This window comes from Pantoea sp. GD03673 (assembly GCF_029844725.1).
GTDB lineage: Bacteria > Pseudomonadota > Gammaproteobacteria > Enterobacterales > Enterobacteriaceae > Pantoea.
Genome location: NZ_JAOCKJ010000003.1, coordinates 121,103 through 138,012, shown reverse-complemented (window position 1 = coordinate 138,012; position 16,910 = coordinate 121,103). Strand labels below are relative to the sequence as shown.

Sequence of the window (16,910 nt, the reverse complement as noted above, 5' to 3'; positions counted from 1 at the left end):
TTTAACTTTTCATGTTGTGTCCGTACACGTCGAGGGACATCATCAGGGTGACTAGACATCTTTAACCTGTACAGATGTGTTGTCTGAGGTGAAATATAACCTGACGACGCCGCCTTTTTTCTTAACCGTATGAGAAACGGCGCTTTTATGAATGAGACGTCCCTTTATTTTCCTTTGCTTTACATGTGCTTCAGCTGTCAGCCGGTTCAGTTAAAAAGGAAGACAGGACGCAAATTTAAAAACTGTCTGTACATACTCAGGCAGGTTCAGCAGGAGCGAAACGATGTCACATCTGGCTAAGTGGTTAAACAACGAGAACGTCCGGTACGTTGAACGCGTTGCGGACTGGCAGGAAGCGTTAGCAGTCGCCGGGCGTCCTCTGCTCAGTTGCGGCGCAATATCGCAGGATTACATTGATGCGATTGTTCGACAAAAAGAGGAGATCGGTCCCTTTTTTGTTATCGCGCCGCAGATTGCCATGCCCCACGCACGTCCCGAGGAAGGTGCCCACAAGCTCGGCTTGTCGATTGTGCTGCTGGGCACGCCAGTGAATTTTGATTCTGAAGAGAACGATCCGGTGAAGGCGATTTTTATGTTTTCGGCACCGGACAGTAATAGCCATATCGAAATGATTTCCCAGCTGGCAGAGGTTTTGTCTGATGAAAACATCATGGCGCAGATTTTTAATGCGCGCAGTCAGGACGCGCTCATGACGATATTATCCGGCGTTTAGTCTGCCGGGTAAAACACGACTTTTAATCAACAGTGAATTTAATCAACAGTGAATGAGGTTTGATATGAAGATTATGGCAGTGTGTGGTTCAGGTCTGGGCAGCAGCTTCATGATGGAAATGAACATTAAGAAAGTGCTTAAAACAATCGGTGTTGAAGCTGAAGTTGAACATTCGGATCTTGGCTCTGTAACCCCTGACGTAGCGGATGTTTTTGTTATGGCGAAAGATATTGCCTACAGCGCAAATCTGCCGGAGCAGAAGGTCATCATCATCAATAACATCATCGACCTGAAAGAAGTGGAGCAGAAAATACGTGCGTATTTTGAGAAGAACTGACGCTAACAATTAGATAAACACCTTACCCTCGAGGTTAATATGTTTACTCAAAATCTTTTGCAGTTCGTCGTCGATGTGCTGAAAGTGCCCTCCATATTAGTCGGTCTGGTGGCATTTTTTGGCCTGATCGCTCAGAAGAAGCCGTTTCCTGATGTTATTAAGGGCACGGTAAAAACGATTCTGGGCTTTCTGGTGCTGGCAGGCGGAGCGACCGTGCTGGTCGGTTCCCTGACGCCACTGGGCGATATTTTCAAACATGCGTTTGATGTTCAGGGCATCATTCCGAATAATGAAGCGATGGTCTCTATTGCACTGGCTAAATATGGTGCGCCCACTACTATGATCATGGCCTTTGGCATGGTCGCCAATATCGTCGTCGCCAGGTTTACCCGACTCAAATATATCTACCTGTCTGGTCATGTGACGTTTTACATGGCCTGTATGATCGCGATTATTTTATCGGTCGCGGGCTTTGAAGGTATTCAGCTTATTTACACCGGGTCACTGCTGTTAGGTATTCTGATGGCCACCTTCCCGGCTATCGCCCAGCCCTATATGCGTAAGATCATCGGTGGCGACCATGTCGCGCTGGCGCATACCGGGACAATTGGCTATGTCTTATCGGGCTGGATCGGTTCTGTGGTTGGTAAAGGATCGAAATCCACTGAAGAGATGAACATGCCAAAAAACCTGAGTTTTTTGCGCGACAGTACGATCTCAATCTCCCTGACGATGATGATTATTTATCTGATTCTGTCGGTGTCTGCCGGTAAAGAGTACGTGGAATCTAACTTCAGCAACGGTCAGAATTACCTGGTTTACTCTTTCATTCAGGCCATTACCTTCGCCGCAGGCGTCTTTATTATTCTGCAGGGTGTGCGTTTAATTCTGGCTGAAATTGTCCCGGCCTTTACCGGCTTTTCAGAAAAACTGGTGCCGGAAGCCAGACCCGCGCTGGATTGCCCAATTGTCTTCCCCTATGCGCCGAATGCGGTGCTGGTTGGGTTTATCTCCAGCTTTGTCGGCGGCCTGGTGGGACTGTTTGTCCTTGGACAACTGCACTGGGTATTGATTCTGCCCGGTGTTGTTCCTCACTTCTTCTGTGGTGCGACGGCGGGCGTGTTTGGTAATGCGACCGGCGGCAAGCGCGGCGCAATTTGTGGTGCCTTCGCGCATGGCCTGTTGATCACCTTCCTGCCTGTCGCCCTGTTACCGGTCCTCGGACAGATTGGGCTGACCAACACCACCTTCTCTGATACGGATTTCGGGGTAACCGGCATCCTGCTCGGCAACATGGCTCACTTTATGGACAAGGGAACCATCACCCTGATTATCAATGGTATTTTTGGCCTGTTAGTGATTTATAACTTCACAGCCAAAAAGAAAGTGCCTGTAGAGACCCACGACGTGTAATCAGACTCGGTAACCGCAACCGGAAGGGCTGACAGCCCTTTCGGGTTGTGTACTTCTGTTCTCCCTGTCAGACCCGCTGACACCTATTCCCTTTCAGACACGCTTCCTGTCGCATCAATTCACCGCCCGCCCCTCCGATTGTTACCTCAGCGCACCGGTTAACCCTTTTCTGCGACCCATGCCCTGACTTTTCAGGCTCAGGGCCACCCAAAAAAAGGACGATTCCGATCGCAAATCGTGATCAGAATCACATTTTCAACATTAGACATACTAATAAATAAAATTTAACAACAAAACATTTGAATGATAATGATTAACATTTACACTCTCATCCGCATATAACAAAGCGTTAAACGCTGCCAAATCCACAAATAATATGCGGTATTTTATTTTTTTAAGGTGAAAACACTAATCCCCTTAATGGTCAGGGTTTTTATCTGGTTAGTTAGTTTTATGTTTACTGGAATTGTTGAGCGGACTTCCAACGCTGCTGACGTTGTGTCGGCAGTGTCACGGGTAATCACGCACAGGAACTGAACATGCTTTTACGCTCATCCACTCAGACGGCACCGGACCTGGCGCCAGCCTCTTATGCCAGCGGTGCCGAAACGGCTATTTTTAACGATCAACAACTGGCGGCCTGGTCACAGCAGACTCAGGACGTGCTGGCACTGATGACGCGCACCGTTGCAGGCGTAGAGAAGCCTTTCAGCGGGATTCTGCCCCATGAACTGGCGGCCGGGTTCAGCGATGTCGATCTCGATCGTCCGCTGGGCAACAACGATGAGGCGCTGGCAGAGCTGAGTCAGCTCTATCTTCGTGACGCGGTCTGGTTCCACCATCCTAAATACCTCGCGCACCTGAACTGCCCTGTTGTGCTGCCCTCTCTGATGGCGGAGCAGATCATGGCGGCGGTGAACAGCTCGGTTGACACCTGGGATCAGAGTGCTGGCGGCACGCTGATTGAGCAAAAGGTCATCGACTGGACGCTGGGCCGCATCGGTCTGCCAGCCGGATCGGACGGGATCTTTACCAGCGGCGGCACCCAGTCTAACCTGATGGCCATGCTGCTGGCGCGTGACAGCTGGTGTGCAGCGCATCATCCGGGGCACCTCATTAAGCATCGCGGCCTGCCTGAGACGGCGTCGAAGTGGCGGGTCTTTACCTCGAAACTCAGTCATTTCAGCATTCAGAAGTCGATGGCGATTCTGGGTCTGGGCTATGACGCGGTGATTGCGGTGGATTACGACGACCACTACCGCATGGACGCAAAATGCCTGGAAGAGGAGATCGTACGCTGCCGCAATGAAGGACTGATTCCGATTGCTGTGGTCGCCACCAGCGGCACCACCGACTTTGGCAGTATCGATCCGCTGCCGGAAATTGCCCGTCTCTGTGACGATTACGGTCTGTGGATGCACGTTGATGCCGCTTACGGCTGTGGCCTGCTGGTCTCTGAACATCATCGCTCACGCCTGAATGGCATTGAACGTGCGGATTCCGTCACCGTCGATTATCACAAATCCTTCTTCCAGACCGTCAGCTGCGGTGCCTTCTTTGTGCGCGACAGCCACAACCTGAAACATGTCACGCATCATGCCGATTATCTGAACCCGCTCAGCGCTCAGCAGGAAGGCACACCGAATCTGGTCAACAAAAGTATCCAGACCACCCGCCGTTTTGACGCCCTGAAAATGTGGCTGACACTGCGCGTGATGGGGCCAGCGGCGCTGGGTGAGGCATTCGATACCCTGATCGATCTGACACAGGCCGCGCACCAGCTTTTAACTGCGCATCCTGCGATTGAAGTGCTGCACGCGCCTGAGCTGACTACGCAGATTTTCCGCTACGTTCCGGGTAAACATACCAGCGACGCGCAACTCGACGAGATCAACGCCGCCATCCGTAAAGCGCTGTTCCGCTCCGGTAACGCGGTGATTGCTGGCACCAAAGTCGATGGGCGTCAGTACCTGAAGTTCACCCTGTTAAATCCCACCACGACCCCCGCCGACATCGAAGATGTCCTGAGCCTGATTGCGCATTATGGCCGCGAACAGGTCCGTGCCTCTGCGTTAAGCGCGGCGAACCAGGGAGCGATTTAAAATGAATAGTCCCGTTTACGATTTTATCGGTATCGGCATTGGCCCCTTTAACCTCAGTCTGGCTTGTCTGAGCGAGCCGGTTGAGGGGCTGAACGGTCTTTTCCTGGATGAGAATCCGGGCTTTGACTGGCACACCGGTATGATGCTGGAAAACGCGCATCTGCAGACGCCTTTTATGGCCGACCTGGTGACGCTCGCCGATCCGACCAGCCCGTACAGTCTGCTTAACTACATGAAGGAAAAGGGCAAGTTATACTCTTTTTATATCCGTGAAGACTTCTTCCTGATGCGCAAAGAGTATAACCAGTACTGCCAGTGGGCCAGTTCGCGGCTGTCTAATCTGCGCTGGAACAGCCATGTCGAGTATGTCAGCTATGATGAGGCCGACGGGATTTATCACCTCCAGGTGACCGACACCCGAAGTGGTGAAAAACAGCGCTATCAGGCGCGTCATCTGGTCCTCGGCACCGGGCCTAAAGCCTGGATGCCAGCGTGCAGCCAGCCGCATCAGCAGCGCCTGACGCACTCCAGCCACTATCTGGCCCGCAAAGCGGACCTGCAACAGAAGCGTTCAATCACCGTGCTGGGCAGCGGCCAGAGCGCGGCTGAAATCTATTATGACCTCCTGACCGATATCGATCGCTTTGGCTATCAGCTCAACTGGATCACCCGCGCACCGCGCTTCTATCCGCTGGAGTACACCAAGCTGACGCTGGAGATGACCTCACCGGAGTGGGTCGACTATTTCCACGCCCTGCCCGCCAGCACCCGGGATGCGCTCAATGCCCGCCACAAAAATCTCTACAAGGGGATTAACAGCAGCTTGATCAATGACATTTACGATCTGATGTATGTCAAACAGCTCGATGGGAATCTGAACGTCAACCTCTTCACCCACTCGGCGCTGACCGGGATGCGCTGGCTGCCCCAGGGGGAATTTGAGCTGACGCTGCATCAGGAGGAGCAGGATTGCACCTTCACCCGCCGCACTGAAGGACTGGTGATGGCAACCGGCTATCACTACCAGCCACCGATGTTCTTAGAAGGCATCAATGCGCGCCTGCGCTGGGACGACAAAGGCCGCTACGACGTGCAGCGCAACTATAGCATCGACTATCACAATCAGATCTTCGTGCAGAACGCCGAGCTGCATACCCACGGGTTTGTGACGCCAGACCTGGGTATGGCCTGCTACCGCAACTCCGTGCTGTTGCGTGAACTGACCGGACGTGAGGTCTATCCGATCGAACGTCAGATCGCCTTCCAGACCTTCCCGGCCACATCGGAGCACTGAGATGAATTCACCAATACTGTTCAGTGCCGACCGCCCCGCAGGCCGGTTTACCCTGAGACCCATGCTGGCGAGCGATGCGCCGTTGATCCACAGCTGGGTCACCCGTGAATACGCCCGATTCTGGGGCATGCAGCAGCAGAGCCTGGACCAGGTGGCGGCGTTCTACCGGACGCTGACCGCTGCCGATCCCCATGCGGCGCTGATTGGCTGCTGTAACGACCAGCCCGTCTGCCTGATTGAGTGCTATCGCGCAGGCGACGATGACGTCGGCAAATTTTATCCGGCTGCGCCCGATGATTACGGCATGCACATTCTGATTGCCCCGGCCAGTCAGCCGATCAAAGCCTTCAGCTGGCAGGTCTTTTCGCTGGTGATGGACTACATGTTCAGCCGCCCCGAGGTGCGCCGCGTGGTGGTGGAACCGGACGTGCGCAATGAGAAGATTCATGTGCTGAATAAACGTGCCGGATTCCGCTACCAGCACACCATCGACATGGGCCATAAAACCGCCTGGCTGGCCTTCTGCCAGCGGGAAGATTATCAACACGCGTTACAGCAGGAGTCGCAGACCATGAACACCCCTTCTTCACTGACAGACGGCTCGCACCTGACGGGCGATAACTGGGCGCAGGCGAACCGCATGCTGATCCGCAAGGCGATTGCTGAATTCGCGCATGAAAAAATCATTACGCCGCAGCAACGCAGCGACGGCAGCTATGCGCTGGCGGTGCCGGGCGGTGAAGCGACATACCATTTCCGGGCAGCCCGCCTGGCGCTGGATCACTGGGAAATCGAGGCAGATTCCCTGCGCAAGCAGGAGAATGGTCATACACTGCCGCTTGATGCGCTGAAATTTATTGTGGAGTTCAACGGCGAGATCGGGATTCCGCAGGCGCTGCTGGCCACCTACATGGAAGAGATCAGCAGCACGCTGTGCAGCAGCGTTTACAAGCTGCAGAAGAATAATCCCGACAGTCAGGCACTGGTCTCAGCTGATTTCCAGACGGTAGAAGCGGCGATGACCGAAGGCCATCCCTGCTTTGTCGCTAACAATGGACGCATCGGTTTTGACGCGCAGGATTATCTGGCGTATGCACCGGAAGCGGCCGCGCCCGTTCACCTCATCTGGGTTGCAGTTCATCGCCGCAACGCCCATTTCTCCAGCCTTAGCGAGCTGAGCTATGAGCAACTGATGCGTGATGAGCTGGGCGACACCACTGTGGAGCAGTTCAATACGCAACTGGTGAATAAAGGACTGGCAGTTGAGGACTATATCCTGATGCCCGTGCATCCGTGGCAGTGGCAGAACAAACTGCTGACCGTGTTCGCAGCAGACATTGCCAGCCACGATATTGTCTGGCTCGGCACCGGCGACGATGCTTATCAGGCACAGCAGTCCATCCGCACCTTCTTTAACCGCAGTCAGCCCACGAAGCGCTACGTCAAAACCGCGCTCTCGGTGCTGAACATGGGCTTTATGCGCGGTCTGTCGCCTTACTATATGGCGACAACACCTGCCATTAACGGCTGGCTGGAACAGCTGGTGGCAGGCGATGCGTGGCTGAAACAGTGTGATTTCCGCATCCTGCGCGAAGTCGCGTCGGTTGGCTATCACAACCGCTACTATGAACAGGCAATTAAAGGCGACTCTGCTTATAAAAAAATGTTCGCGGCGCTGTGGCGCGATAATCCTGCGGCCAGCCTGCAACCGGGCCAGCGCCTGATGACTATGGCCTCTTTCCTGCACGTCGATCACCATCAGAAGGCACTGCTGCCCGCACTGATCGCGACATCGGGATTGCCCGCTAAGCAGTGGATAGCGCGCTATCTGACCTGCTACCTCAGTCCGCTGCTGCACTGCTTCTATCAGCATGACCTGGTGTTTATGCCGCACGGTGAAAACCTGATCATGCTGCTGGAAAACAACGTGCCGGTCAGCGCCTATATGAAGGATATCGGCGAAGAGATCGCCGTGATGAACCCCGATGCGGTGCTGCCGGAAGGCGTACAGCGTCTGGCGGTAGAGGTGCCGGAAGAGCTTAAGTTGCTTTCGATCTTCACCGATGTGTTTGACTGCATCTTCCGCTTCATCAGTGCAATCCTGGATCAGTCAGGGACGCTGAGCGAGGATGAGTTCTGGCAGGCAGTAGCGCAGTGCGTGAAAGATTATCAGCAGGCACATCCGCAGCTGGCGACGAAGTTCGCACGCTATGACATGTTCGCGCCGTCGTTTACCCGCTCCTGCCTGAACCGCCTGCAGCTGGCGAATAACCAGCAGATGATCAACCTCTCTGATCCCGCTGAGAACCTTAAGTTTGCCGGTACGCTGGACAATCCGATAGCCCGCTGGCGCTAAGCGTTACACTGTCACTCAATGATTATGCGGCCACCCAGGTGGCCGCTTTTTTTAATGGTTTACTCACAGGTATCTGTAATGGCTTTTTTTCAACCGCTGACGCAACTGACCCGGCGACATCTGATCTTTCCTCTGTCGCTGGTGTTATTTGAGTTCGCCACTTATATCGCCCATGACATGATCCAGCCCGGCATGCTGCTGGTGACGCAGGAATTCAGGGTCGGGCCGGAGTGGGTCTCCACCTCACTGACCGCCTATCTGGCCGGTGGGATTATGCTGCAGTGGCTGCTGGGTCCGCTTTCTGACCGTATCGGGCGGCGTCCGGTGCTGCTCAGTGGTGTGGCCTTTTTTATGATCTCCTGCATCGCCACACACTGGGTGCAAAGCATTGAGCAGTTCGTCCTGCTGCGCTTTCTGCAGGGGATCAGCCTCTGTTTTATCGGTGCGGTAGGCTACGCTGCGGTACAGGAGGCGTTTACGGAGTCGCTCAGCATCAAAATGATGGCGCTGATGGCCAACGTCGCCCTGCTGGCCCCGCTGGCCGGGCCACTGGCGGGCGCGGCTTTTCTTACCGTGGGGGAATGGCGCACCCTGTTCTGGCTGATTGGTGCGGTTGCAGCACTCGCCCTGGCCGGGCTGTGGTACGCCATGCCAGAAACAGCGGGCAATAGTCAGACACCGCTGTCGCTGCGATCGATTATCAGCGGTTACGCAGCATTGCTGAAAGAGCGTCAGGTCATGCGCGGTTCACTGGCTATCGGACTGGTTACCGTACCCTGCATCGCATGGGTAGCATTGTCGCCCGTGATTTTGATCCACGGTGCGCAGCTCAGCCGTATCGACTATGCCCTGCTCCAGCTGCCGGTCTTTACCGCCATGATTGCGGGCAATCTGATGCTGGGGCGATTGTCGGGCCGCCTGCCAATTGAACAACCGGTGCGGCTCGGTGCCTGGCCGGTGATCGCGGGACTGACCATTGCGATAACCGCCACCGTGCTGGATCCGCATAGCTATCTGTGGCTCACCGCCGGAATGAGTCTTTACGGCTTCGGTACGGGGCTCATCAACGCCGGGCTTTATCGCATGACGCTTTTTTCCAGCAGTGCCGGAAAAGGCAGCGTGGCGGCGATGCTTGGCATGGTGAGTATCCTGATCATTGCACTGGGTATTGAAGCCGCTAAAGCCGCCTATTTCAGCTTCGGCACCGGTGGTTTCAGCACCGTTAACCTGATCTGCGGTCTGCTGTGGCTGGGACTGGTGAGTGCTTTCCTGCGTGCAGGCCAGCAGAAATTGTGTGCGGAATCCTGATTAAGCGGCTGGACGTCGTTTCGAAAATATAAACCCGCAGAGTGGCAGACTGATATTTGCCATTCTGCAAATTAAAAACACCTCTTAATTCTCCCCCTCCGCCGCATTGATTTTTTTCAGATAAGCTTTGACCAAATCGTTACTTTATCTGTGTGTTGCGTCATTCGATGATGATTCCGCCTGCTGAGGCAATTGATAACAAAGGAATTCACCATGAAGACGTTATTTTCCCTTAAACCGGACACACGGACGCTGGTTTTTTCATTACTTGCCGGGACCCTTACCTTCAATGCGGCTGCCGCGCCGGTCAAAGGCGGTACGCTGATTTATCTGGAACAACAGGCACATACTGCTCTCTATCCCCCTGCCGGTGGCTTTTACCCTAATGGCGGCATTCTTAACCAGATCACCGATAAATTAACCTGGCAGAATCCCGAAACATTACAGGTTGAACCCTGGATTGCGGAAAGCTGGACCACTAACGCGGATAAAACGGAATACACCTTTACATTACGTCCGGGCGTGACTTTCTCTGATGGCACCCCGCTGGATGCCAATGCAGTGGCGAAAAACTTTGATACCTACGGGCTGGGAAATAAAGCGCTGCGCCTGCCGGTTTCAGAAGTGATTAATAACTACGAGCGCAGCGAAGTGATCGATCCGCTGACGGTGAAGTTTTATTTTAAAAAACCCTCGCCTGGATTTTTACAGGGCACCGCCACCATTGGCTCCGGCCTGGTGTCGCTGAGTACCCTGGCGCGCAGTTTCGATCAGCTGGGCGATGCCCGTCACATCATCGGCTCCGGGCCGTTTGTGGTCAGTGATGAGAAGCTCGGTCGGGAAGTGGATCTGGTGGCGCGTAAAGACTACCAGTGGGGCCCCAAAAACATACAGCAGCAGGGTCCCGCTAACCTTGATGGGATTAAAGTGATTGTCACGCCGGAAGACAGCGTGCGCATCGGTGCGCTACTGGCGGGTCAGGCGGGCCTGATACGTCAGGTACAGGCCTATGATGAGAAGCAGGCGAAAGATCAGGACTTCCCGGTTTATGCTGCGCCGACCCGGGGGGTTAACGACAGCCTGAGCTTCCGTCCCGATAATCCGCTGGTCAGCGATATCCGGGTGCGTCAGGCGCTGCTGCATGCCACCAATGCTAAACAGGTTGTTGAGACACTTTTCTCACCTAATTACCCGCAGGCCACCTCGGTGGTGGCGACTACAGCCGCCGGTTACGTCAATCTGGCGGACAAGCTTACTTTTGATCTGGCAAAAGCCAGGGCATTGCTGGACGAGGCGGGCTGGAAACCGGGTGCCGATGGCATTCGTGAGAAAGCGGGCCAGCGACTGGCCTTAACCGTCTATGAATCCCTGCCACAGCCGCAGAACAAAGAGGTGCTGCAACTGATCGCCCAGCAGTGGCGTCAGGCAGGCGTCGTCCTTACCGTGAAAGCGGGCGATGCGGGCAGCAAAACGCTGGATAACCTCGACCCGCTTAAAACGCCGCTTAACGTCACCGAAGTTGGCCGCGCCGATCCCGACGTGATCAAAAGCAGCTTCTACCCGGCTAACCGCGACAGCCTGCTGCAGAAAGGCGGCTCCAGCACCAAAGTAAAAAACTTCCGCGACGACAAACTCAATCAGCTGCTGGTGGCCATTTCCGCCGAGGTAGACCCGGCAAAACGGCTGCAGCTGACCGGTGATGTTCAGCGCTATCTGCTGGATCAGGCCTATGTGATTCCGATTTTTGAAGAGCCACAGGTTTATGCGGGTGCGCCCTGGCTGAAAGGCGTCAGTTTTGAAGCGGTAGGTCGTCCGGCGCTTTATGGTGCCTGGCTGGAAAAACAGTAACCGGAGGTGAGAATGCGCCACTATCTGCTGCAACGCGCCGGTCTGGGACTGCTGGTCCTGTGGGCGGCTTTTACTCTGTCATTTGTGCTGTTGCAGGTGCTGCCGGGTGATGCAGTGCTAATCAGGTTTCAGAATCCGGATCTTGGTCTGAGTCCGCAGCAGATTGCTGAAATGCGTCAGGCCTACGGTGCCGACAGTCCGCTGTGGCAGCAATATCTGCATACGCTGGCGGCGCTGTTACAGGGTGACTTCGGCTATTCGGTGCAGGCGGGCGTGCCGGTCAGTGAACTGCTGACCAGCAACCTGCCCGGCACGCTGCGACTGGCCCTGTGCGGATTCCTGCTGGCAACGCTGCTGGCTTTCGTGCTGGCGACTCTTTCCGGGCTGCCCGCTCTGCGCTTCCTGCGTAATCTGCTGCAGTCCCTGCCCGCGCTGTTTATCTCTGTGCCGACCTTCTGGCTCGGCATCGCCCTGATTCAGCTCTTTTCATTTCAGCTGCGCTGGATCCCGGTCATCAATCCTTCGCCGTGGCAGGGACTGATTCTGCCCATTATCACGGTTGCCGTTCCGATCTCTGCGCCGCTGGCACAGATTCTGCTGCGCAGCATTGATGAGGTCTCAACCCGGCCTTTTGTAGCGGTGGCGCGGGCCAAAGGGGCCAGTGAGCAGTATGTCCTGTGGCGGCACATCCTGCGCAACGCCATGTTGCCAGTGCTCACCGTGGCCGGACTGCTGCTGGGGGAGCTCATTGCCGGAGCCCTGATTACCGAAACGGTATTTGGCCTGGGCGGTCTGGGTCAGCTGACGCAGCAGGCAGTGAACAATCAGGATGTCGCGGTGTTACAGGCAGTGGTGATGATCTCCGCGCTGGGTTTTGTGGTGATCAACCTGCTGGTGGATCTGCTGATGCCGCTGTTTGATCCGCGCTTACAGCTTTCACGAGGTGCCCTATGAGTCTGGTTGATTACGCAGTCGCACGGCAATCTTCGACATCCGGGAAACGGACTTTGCGGTTCGCACCGGGCCTGTGGCTGGCTGTTACAGTCATACTGCTGGCCGGACTGGCAGCGCTCTTCCCGACCCTCTTTACCCAGGCCAGCCCGACGGAAGGGATAGCGGGCGCACAGCGGCTCGCTCCACAAGCCGGACACTGGCTTGGCACCGATCAACTGGGCCGCGATCTCTTTGCCCGCATCGTTTACGGCGCGTCACATTCCCTCTCTGCCGCCATGATAGCTGTGGCCATCGGCCTGCTGGCCGGCACCGCGCTGGGCGTTCTCGCAGGAGCGACTGGCGGCAAAACGGAGTCGATAGTGATGCGCTCAGTGGACGTGCTGCTGGCGATTCCGTCGCTGCTGCTCTCCCTGAGCATGCTGATTTTACTCGGCTTCGGCACCCTCAATGCCGCACTCGCGGTGGGCATCGCCTCCATAGCCAGCTTCGCCCGGCTGGCACGGGCTGAAGTGGTGCGCATCCGCCATAGCGAGTATGTCGAAGCCGCTTACGGCAGCGGCGGCCGGTTTTTCAGCGTGCTGTGGCGTCACATTCTGCCCAATGCGCTGACGCCGGTGATCGCCTATGCCGCCCTGCAGTTTGGTCAGGCAATTCTGGCGCTCTCGACCCTGAGCTTTCTCGGCTACGGCACGCCGCCGCCAGTGCCGGAATGGGGTCTGCTAATCGCTGAAGGGCGTAATTATCTGGCTACAGCCTGGTGGCTGACCACGTTTCCTGGTGTGGTTGTAATAGCTGTGGTGCTCGCCGCCAACCGCATCAGTCAGCAACTTTCAGGAGGACGCCGATGAGCACTCAGCCGTTACTCGCAGTCAATAATCTTACGCTAAGCTACCGCAGGCATAACCAGTGGCAGCCGGTAGTCCACAATGTCAGCTTCGCGCTGCGAGCCGGGGAGATGGTGGCGCTGGTCGGGGAATCCGGTTCCGGTAAAACCACCACGGCACAGGCCATTATGGGCCTGATGGCGGAAAACGGCCGCCGCGAGGCCGGTGAAATCCGGCTGAATGGCGTGGATATCAGTCAATGGTCACAAAAGCGCGTTGATACGCTGCGCGGTGCGCGTATCAGCCTGGTGCCGCAGGATCCCGGCAACGCACTGAATCCGGTTAAAACGGTCGGTGAGCAGGTGGAGGAGATTCTGCGCCTGCATCTGAAATTATCGGCAGTGCAGCGCCAGCAGCGGGTGATTGAACTGCTTACCCGCGTCGGCCTCAGTCACCCGGCGCAGCGGGTTAAGCAGTATCCGCATCAGCTATCGGGCGGCATGAAGCAGCGGGTGCTGATTGCCATTGCCCTCGCTCTGCAGCCGGAGTTAATCATCGCGGATGAGCCAACCAGTGCGCTGGATGTCACGGTGCAGAAGCGCATTCTTGATCTGCTGGATGACCTGCGGCACGCCTCCAGCACCGCCGTGCTGTTCGTCACCCACGACCTGGCGCTGGCGGCACAGCGTGCAGACCGCATTATTGTTTTTCGCCACGGTGAGATTCAGGAATCGGGCCGCACCGACCAGATAATGAGTGCGCCAGCACACCCCTATACCCGTCAGTTACTGAACGATGCTACGCCCGGGCGACCCGCCAGAGTGACACCCGCAGCCGCACGTTTTTCGGTTCCTGCCATCCGGGTAACCGGCGTGATGAAAAGCTTTCCGCTGGGTAAACAACAGCGTTTGCAGGCGCTGAACAACGTCAGCTTTCAGGTGGCACGCGGCACAACGCATGCGCTGGTCGGTGAATCCGGCTCCGGTAAAACGACGCTGGCACGTATCGTTCTGGGCCTTGAAAGCGCCGACAGCGGCGACGTGACGCTGGATGGCATCAGGGTTAACGGTTTGCGTGGTGAAGCCTGGCGTCAGCTGCGGCGTAAAATCCAGTTTGTTTATCAGAATCCGTTTGCCTCGCTCGATCCCCGCCAGACGCTTTATTCAATTATTGAAGAGCCCCTGCTTAATTTTGAACGGCTGAGCCGCAGCCAGCGCCGTGAACGGTTAGAAGCGATAACCTCGCGGGTCGCACTGCCGCTCTCACTGTTGTCACGCCAGCCTCATGCGCTTTCAGGCGGTCAGCGGCAGCGTGTAGCCCTGGCGCGGGCGCTGATCTGCGAGCCTGACATTCTTGTGCTGGATGAAGCAACGTCAGCGCTGGATGTTACCGTTCAGGCACAAATCATCGACCTGTTGCAGCAACTCCAGACCGACCTTGGGCTGACCTACCTGTTTATCACCCATGACCTGGCGACCGTACGACAGATTGCCGACAGCGTGACGGTATTAAAGGCTGGCGAAGCCGTGGAACATGGTGACGTTGTCACGGTTTTCCGCACGCCTCAGCATCCCTACACCCGTGAACTGATTGCAGCAATGCCTCCACTTGTTACCTTAACGCACAAGGAGTCAGCATGAGCCTCCGTCTCGGCTTTTTTACCCGACTGCTGGATAAGGTTCCGGCAAAACAGCGCTATCAACTGGCCACTGAACAGATACAACATGCTGAACGCTGTGGCTTTGACACGGCCTGGGTTGCCCAGCACCACTTTCATGAGGATGAGGGCGGCCTGCCGTCACCGCTGGTCTTCCTGGCACATGCCGCCGCACAGACCCGCACCATCCGGCTCGGCACCGCCATCATCACGCTGCCGATGGAGAATGCGCTACGGGTAGCCGAAGATGCGGCAGTTCTTGATCTGCTGGCAGAGGGGCGGCTGGAAATCGGACTGGGATCGGGCGGCACACCTGATTCATTTTTACCGTTTGGCCTGACGTTTGCCGAACGCGGCGCGGCCTTTGCAGACAATCTGCATACGCTGCTTAGCGCCTGGCGCGGTGATTCGCTGGGGCATCCCGATAATCATCTTTATCCCGCCGCGCCGCAGCTGGCCGGACGCGTGTGGATCGCCACCTTTTCGGTTGAAGGGGCAATCCGTGCTGCCCAGGGCGGTCACGGCCTGATGCTGTCGCGCACTCAGCCACGGCCACCCGGTCAGGCTGATCTGCCGCTCGATGCGCTACAGAATCCGCTGATCGACGCCTATCTTGCGGCACTCCCTGCGGGGGTGGCTCCACGTATACTCGCCTCCCGCACGGCATTCGTGGCCGATTCTGATCACTATGCGCGTCAGGTCGCTGAACCGGGCATTCGCAGGCAGGCCGCTCAGTACCGTGGTGAGTTACGCGGAGAAAGCTTTAATGACCTGCTGGCGCAGTTTGATGCCCATGTCGGCGGCGTTGAGCAGGTCGCGCACTCGCTGGCGCAGGACAGCGTGCTGTCACGCGTCACCGACCTCTCTTTCCAGGTGCATTCCACAGAGCCAGGCCATGCCGACACGCTGCGGTCAATTGAACTTATCGCCAGGCATCTGGCCCCCGCGCTTCGTGCCACCGGCCAATCCGACAGGAGAATGTCATGAGTCAACCTGACGATTTAATCGCCGCACTGGCGGATATCGACCCCGATTCCGACCTGGCACACGCACGGCAGACACGTCACGCCGCCACACGTCATACGCAGGGCAGCTACACCCTTTTATTTAACCAGGGGGATGACGACTTTCCGCTGGCAGAGCGCCGCCTGCTGGCTGCTAACGTCGCAGGCTGGCATGCGCAGCCGGGGCTGCAGGCACACTATCAGCCGCAGCAGACACTGCCCGATGGTGACAGGATCGTTGCCGCGCTGGATTTCGCCCATCGTCTCACCTTCGAGCCGGTTACCGCTTTACCGGCGCATACTGAGATCCTGAAACAGGCGGGCTGGAGCCTGCGCGGCATTGTCACACTGGCGCAGCTGGTGGCGTTCGTCAGTTTTCAGAGCCGGTTACTCACGGGCCTGCGCAGCCTGCAGGGCGAGGAGGCATCAGGTGCGCTGCCGCCGGGTGTAGCCGGTGCCTGGCATACGGAATTAAGGACCGCCAGCGGCAATACGGCGCTGACCGCGTTTACACAACAGGAGCTCGGCTGGGAGCCGTGGCTTCCCGCAAAACCATTGGCTGAATTCAGCGAGGAGGAGCAGGCGACGCTGGAGACATTCGGCCACACCCGATCCGACTACTTCCGTCTGCTGGCGCGTAACCTGCCGTTGCTGACGCAGCGTACCCTGACCGACAAGGGCATTTTCTACACCCCCGGCGGCTTGCCGCGTGCCGAGCGCGAACTGGCCGCGACCGTGGTGAGCAAGGTCAACGGCTGCATTTATTGCGCCTCGGTACACGCCCGTAAAGCCAGCCAGCTTTCTAAGGAGGAGGAAGCCATACAGAAACTGCTGAACGTCGCTCCCGGTGCGGTACTTGCCCACGGACATTCCCCGCGCTGGCAGGCGATCATCACGTTTTCGGCTGCGCTGTCGGTGACGCCAGCTAAGCCGACGCAGTCGCAGATCGCTGCACTGCGCGAACAGGGGCTGGATACCCTCGCCCTGCTCGACCTGATCCAGTCCACCGCCTTCTTTGCCTGGGCCAATCGCCTGATGCTGACGCTGGGCGAGCCTTTTCTGCCGGAACAACAGGGATAA

13 protein-coding genes are annotated in these 16,910 nt (G+C 56.6%); all 13 read left to right on the top strand.

The window, feature by feature from the left end:
- Positions 1 to 283 precede the first annotated feature (283 nt).
- Positions 284 to 733, top strand: a complete 450-nt coding sequence (locus N5J69_RS06570) for a PTS sugar transporter subunit IIA (RefSeq protein ID WP_279768955.1) — start codon at positions 284 to 286, stop codon at positions 731 to 733.
- Between the two features lie 64 nt (positions 734 to 797).
- On the top strand, positions 798 to 1,070 hold the full coding sequence (locus tag N5J69_RS06565) for a PTS sugar transporter subunit IIB (protein ID WP_279768953.1): 273 nt from the start codon (positions 798 to 800) through the stop codon (positions 1,068 to 1,070).
- A gap of 39 nt (positions 1,071 to 1,109) precedes the next feature.
- The gene (locus N5J69_RS06560) at positions 1,110 to 2,483 is read left to right on the top strand and encodes a PTS ascorbate transporter subunit IIC (protein WP_279768952.1); all 1,374 of its coding nucleotides are present in this window, start codon (positions 1,110 to 1,112) and stop codon (positions 2,481 to 2,483) included.
- Between the two features lie 539 nt (positions 2,484 to 3,022).
- Positions 3,023 to 4,585 carry an aspartate aminotransferase family protein gene (locus tag N5J69_RS06555; RefSeq protein ID WP_279768951.1) on the top strand — a complete coding sequence of 521 codons (1,563 nt, stop codon included), beginning with the start codon at positions 3,023 to 3,025 and terminating at the stop codon, positions 4,583 to 4,585.
- A gap of 1 nt (position 4,586) precedes the next feature.
- Positions 4,587 to 5,879: a lysine N(6)-hydroxylase/L-ornithine N(5)-oxygenase family protein gene (locus N5J69_RS06550; protein ID WP_279768950.1), complete on the top strand. Its 1,293-nt coding sequence runs from the start codon at positions 4,587 to 4,589 to the stop codon at positions 5,877 to 5,879.
- 1 nt (position 5,880) lies between these two features.
- Positions 5,881 to 8,235 carry a GNAT family N-acetyltransferase gene (locus tag N5J69_RS06545; protein ID WP_279768949.1) on the top strand — a complete coding sequence of 785 codons (2,355 nt, stop codon included), beginning with the start codon at positions 5,881 to 5,883 and terminating at the stop codon, positions 8,233 to 8,235.
- 78 nt (positions 8,236 to 8,313) lie between these two features.
- A complete protein-coding gene (locus N5J69_RS06540) occupies positions 8,314 to 9,543 on the top strand; it encodes an MFS transporter (protein WP_279768948.1) in 1,230 nt (409 codons plus the stop codon).
- Positions 9,544 to 9,756: 213 nt separating this feature from the next.
- Positions 9,757 to 11,391 (top strand): TIGR04028 family ABC transporter substrate-binding protein, encoded by a 1,635-nt coding sequence (locus tag N5J69_RS06535; RefSeq protein ID WP_279768947.1) that lies wholly within the window; start codon positions 9,757 to 9,759, stop codon positions 11,389 to 11,391.
- 12 nt (positions 11,392 to 11,403) lie between these two features.
- Complete coding sequence (locus N5J69_RS06530; protein WP_279768946.1) at positions 11,404 to 12,345, top strand: ABC transporter permease; 942 nt, start codon at positions 11,404 to 11,406, stop codon at positions 12,343 to 12,345.
- Positions 12,342 to 13,193 (top strand): ABC transporter permease, encoded by an 852-nt coding sequence (locus N5J69_RS06525; RefSeq protein WP_279768945.1) that lies wholly within the window; start codon positions 12,342 to 12,344, stop codon positions 13,191 to 13,193. The genes N5J69_RS06530 and N5J69_RS06525 overlap by 4 nt, the downstream gene beginning before the upstream one ends.
- The gene (locus N5J69_RS06520) at positions 13,190 to 14,809 is read left to right on the top strand and encodes an ABC transporter ATP-binding protein (protein WP_279768943.1); all 1,620 of its coding nucleotides are present in this window, start codon (positions 13,190 to 13,192) and stop codon (positions 14,807 to 14,809) included. The genes N5J69_RS06525 and N5J69_RS06520 overlap by 4 nt, the downstream gene beginning before the upstream one ends.
- Positions 14,806 to 15,813, top strand: a complete 1,008-nt coding sequence (locus tag N5J69_RS06515; RefSeq protein WP_279768940.1) for a putative FMN-dependent luciferase-like monooxygenase — start codon at positions 14,806 to 14,808, stop codon at positions 15,811 to 15,813. Before N5J69_RS06520 ends, N5J69_RS06515 begins: the two co-directional genes overlap by 4 nt.
- On the top strand, positions 15,810 to 16,910 hold the full coding sequence (locus N5J69_RS06510; RefSeq protein ID WP_279768937.1) for an alkylhydroperoxidase domain protein: 1,101 nt from the start codon (positions 15,810 to 15,812) through the stop codon (positions 16,908 to 16,910). The genes N5J69_RS06515 and N5J69_RS06510 overlap by 4 nt, the downstream gene beginning before the upstream one ends.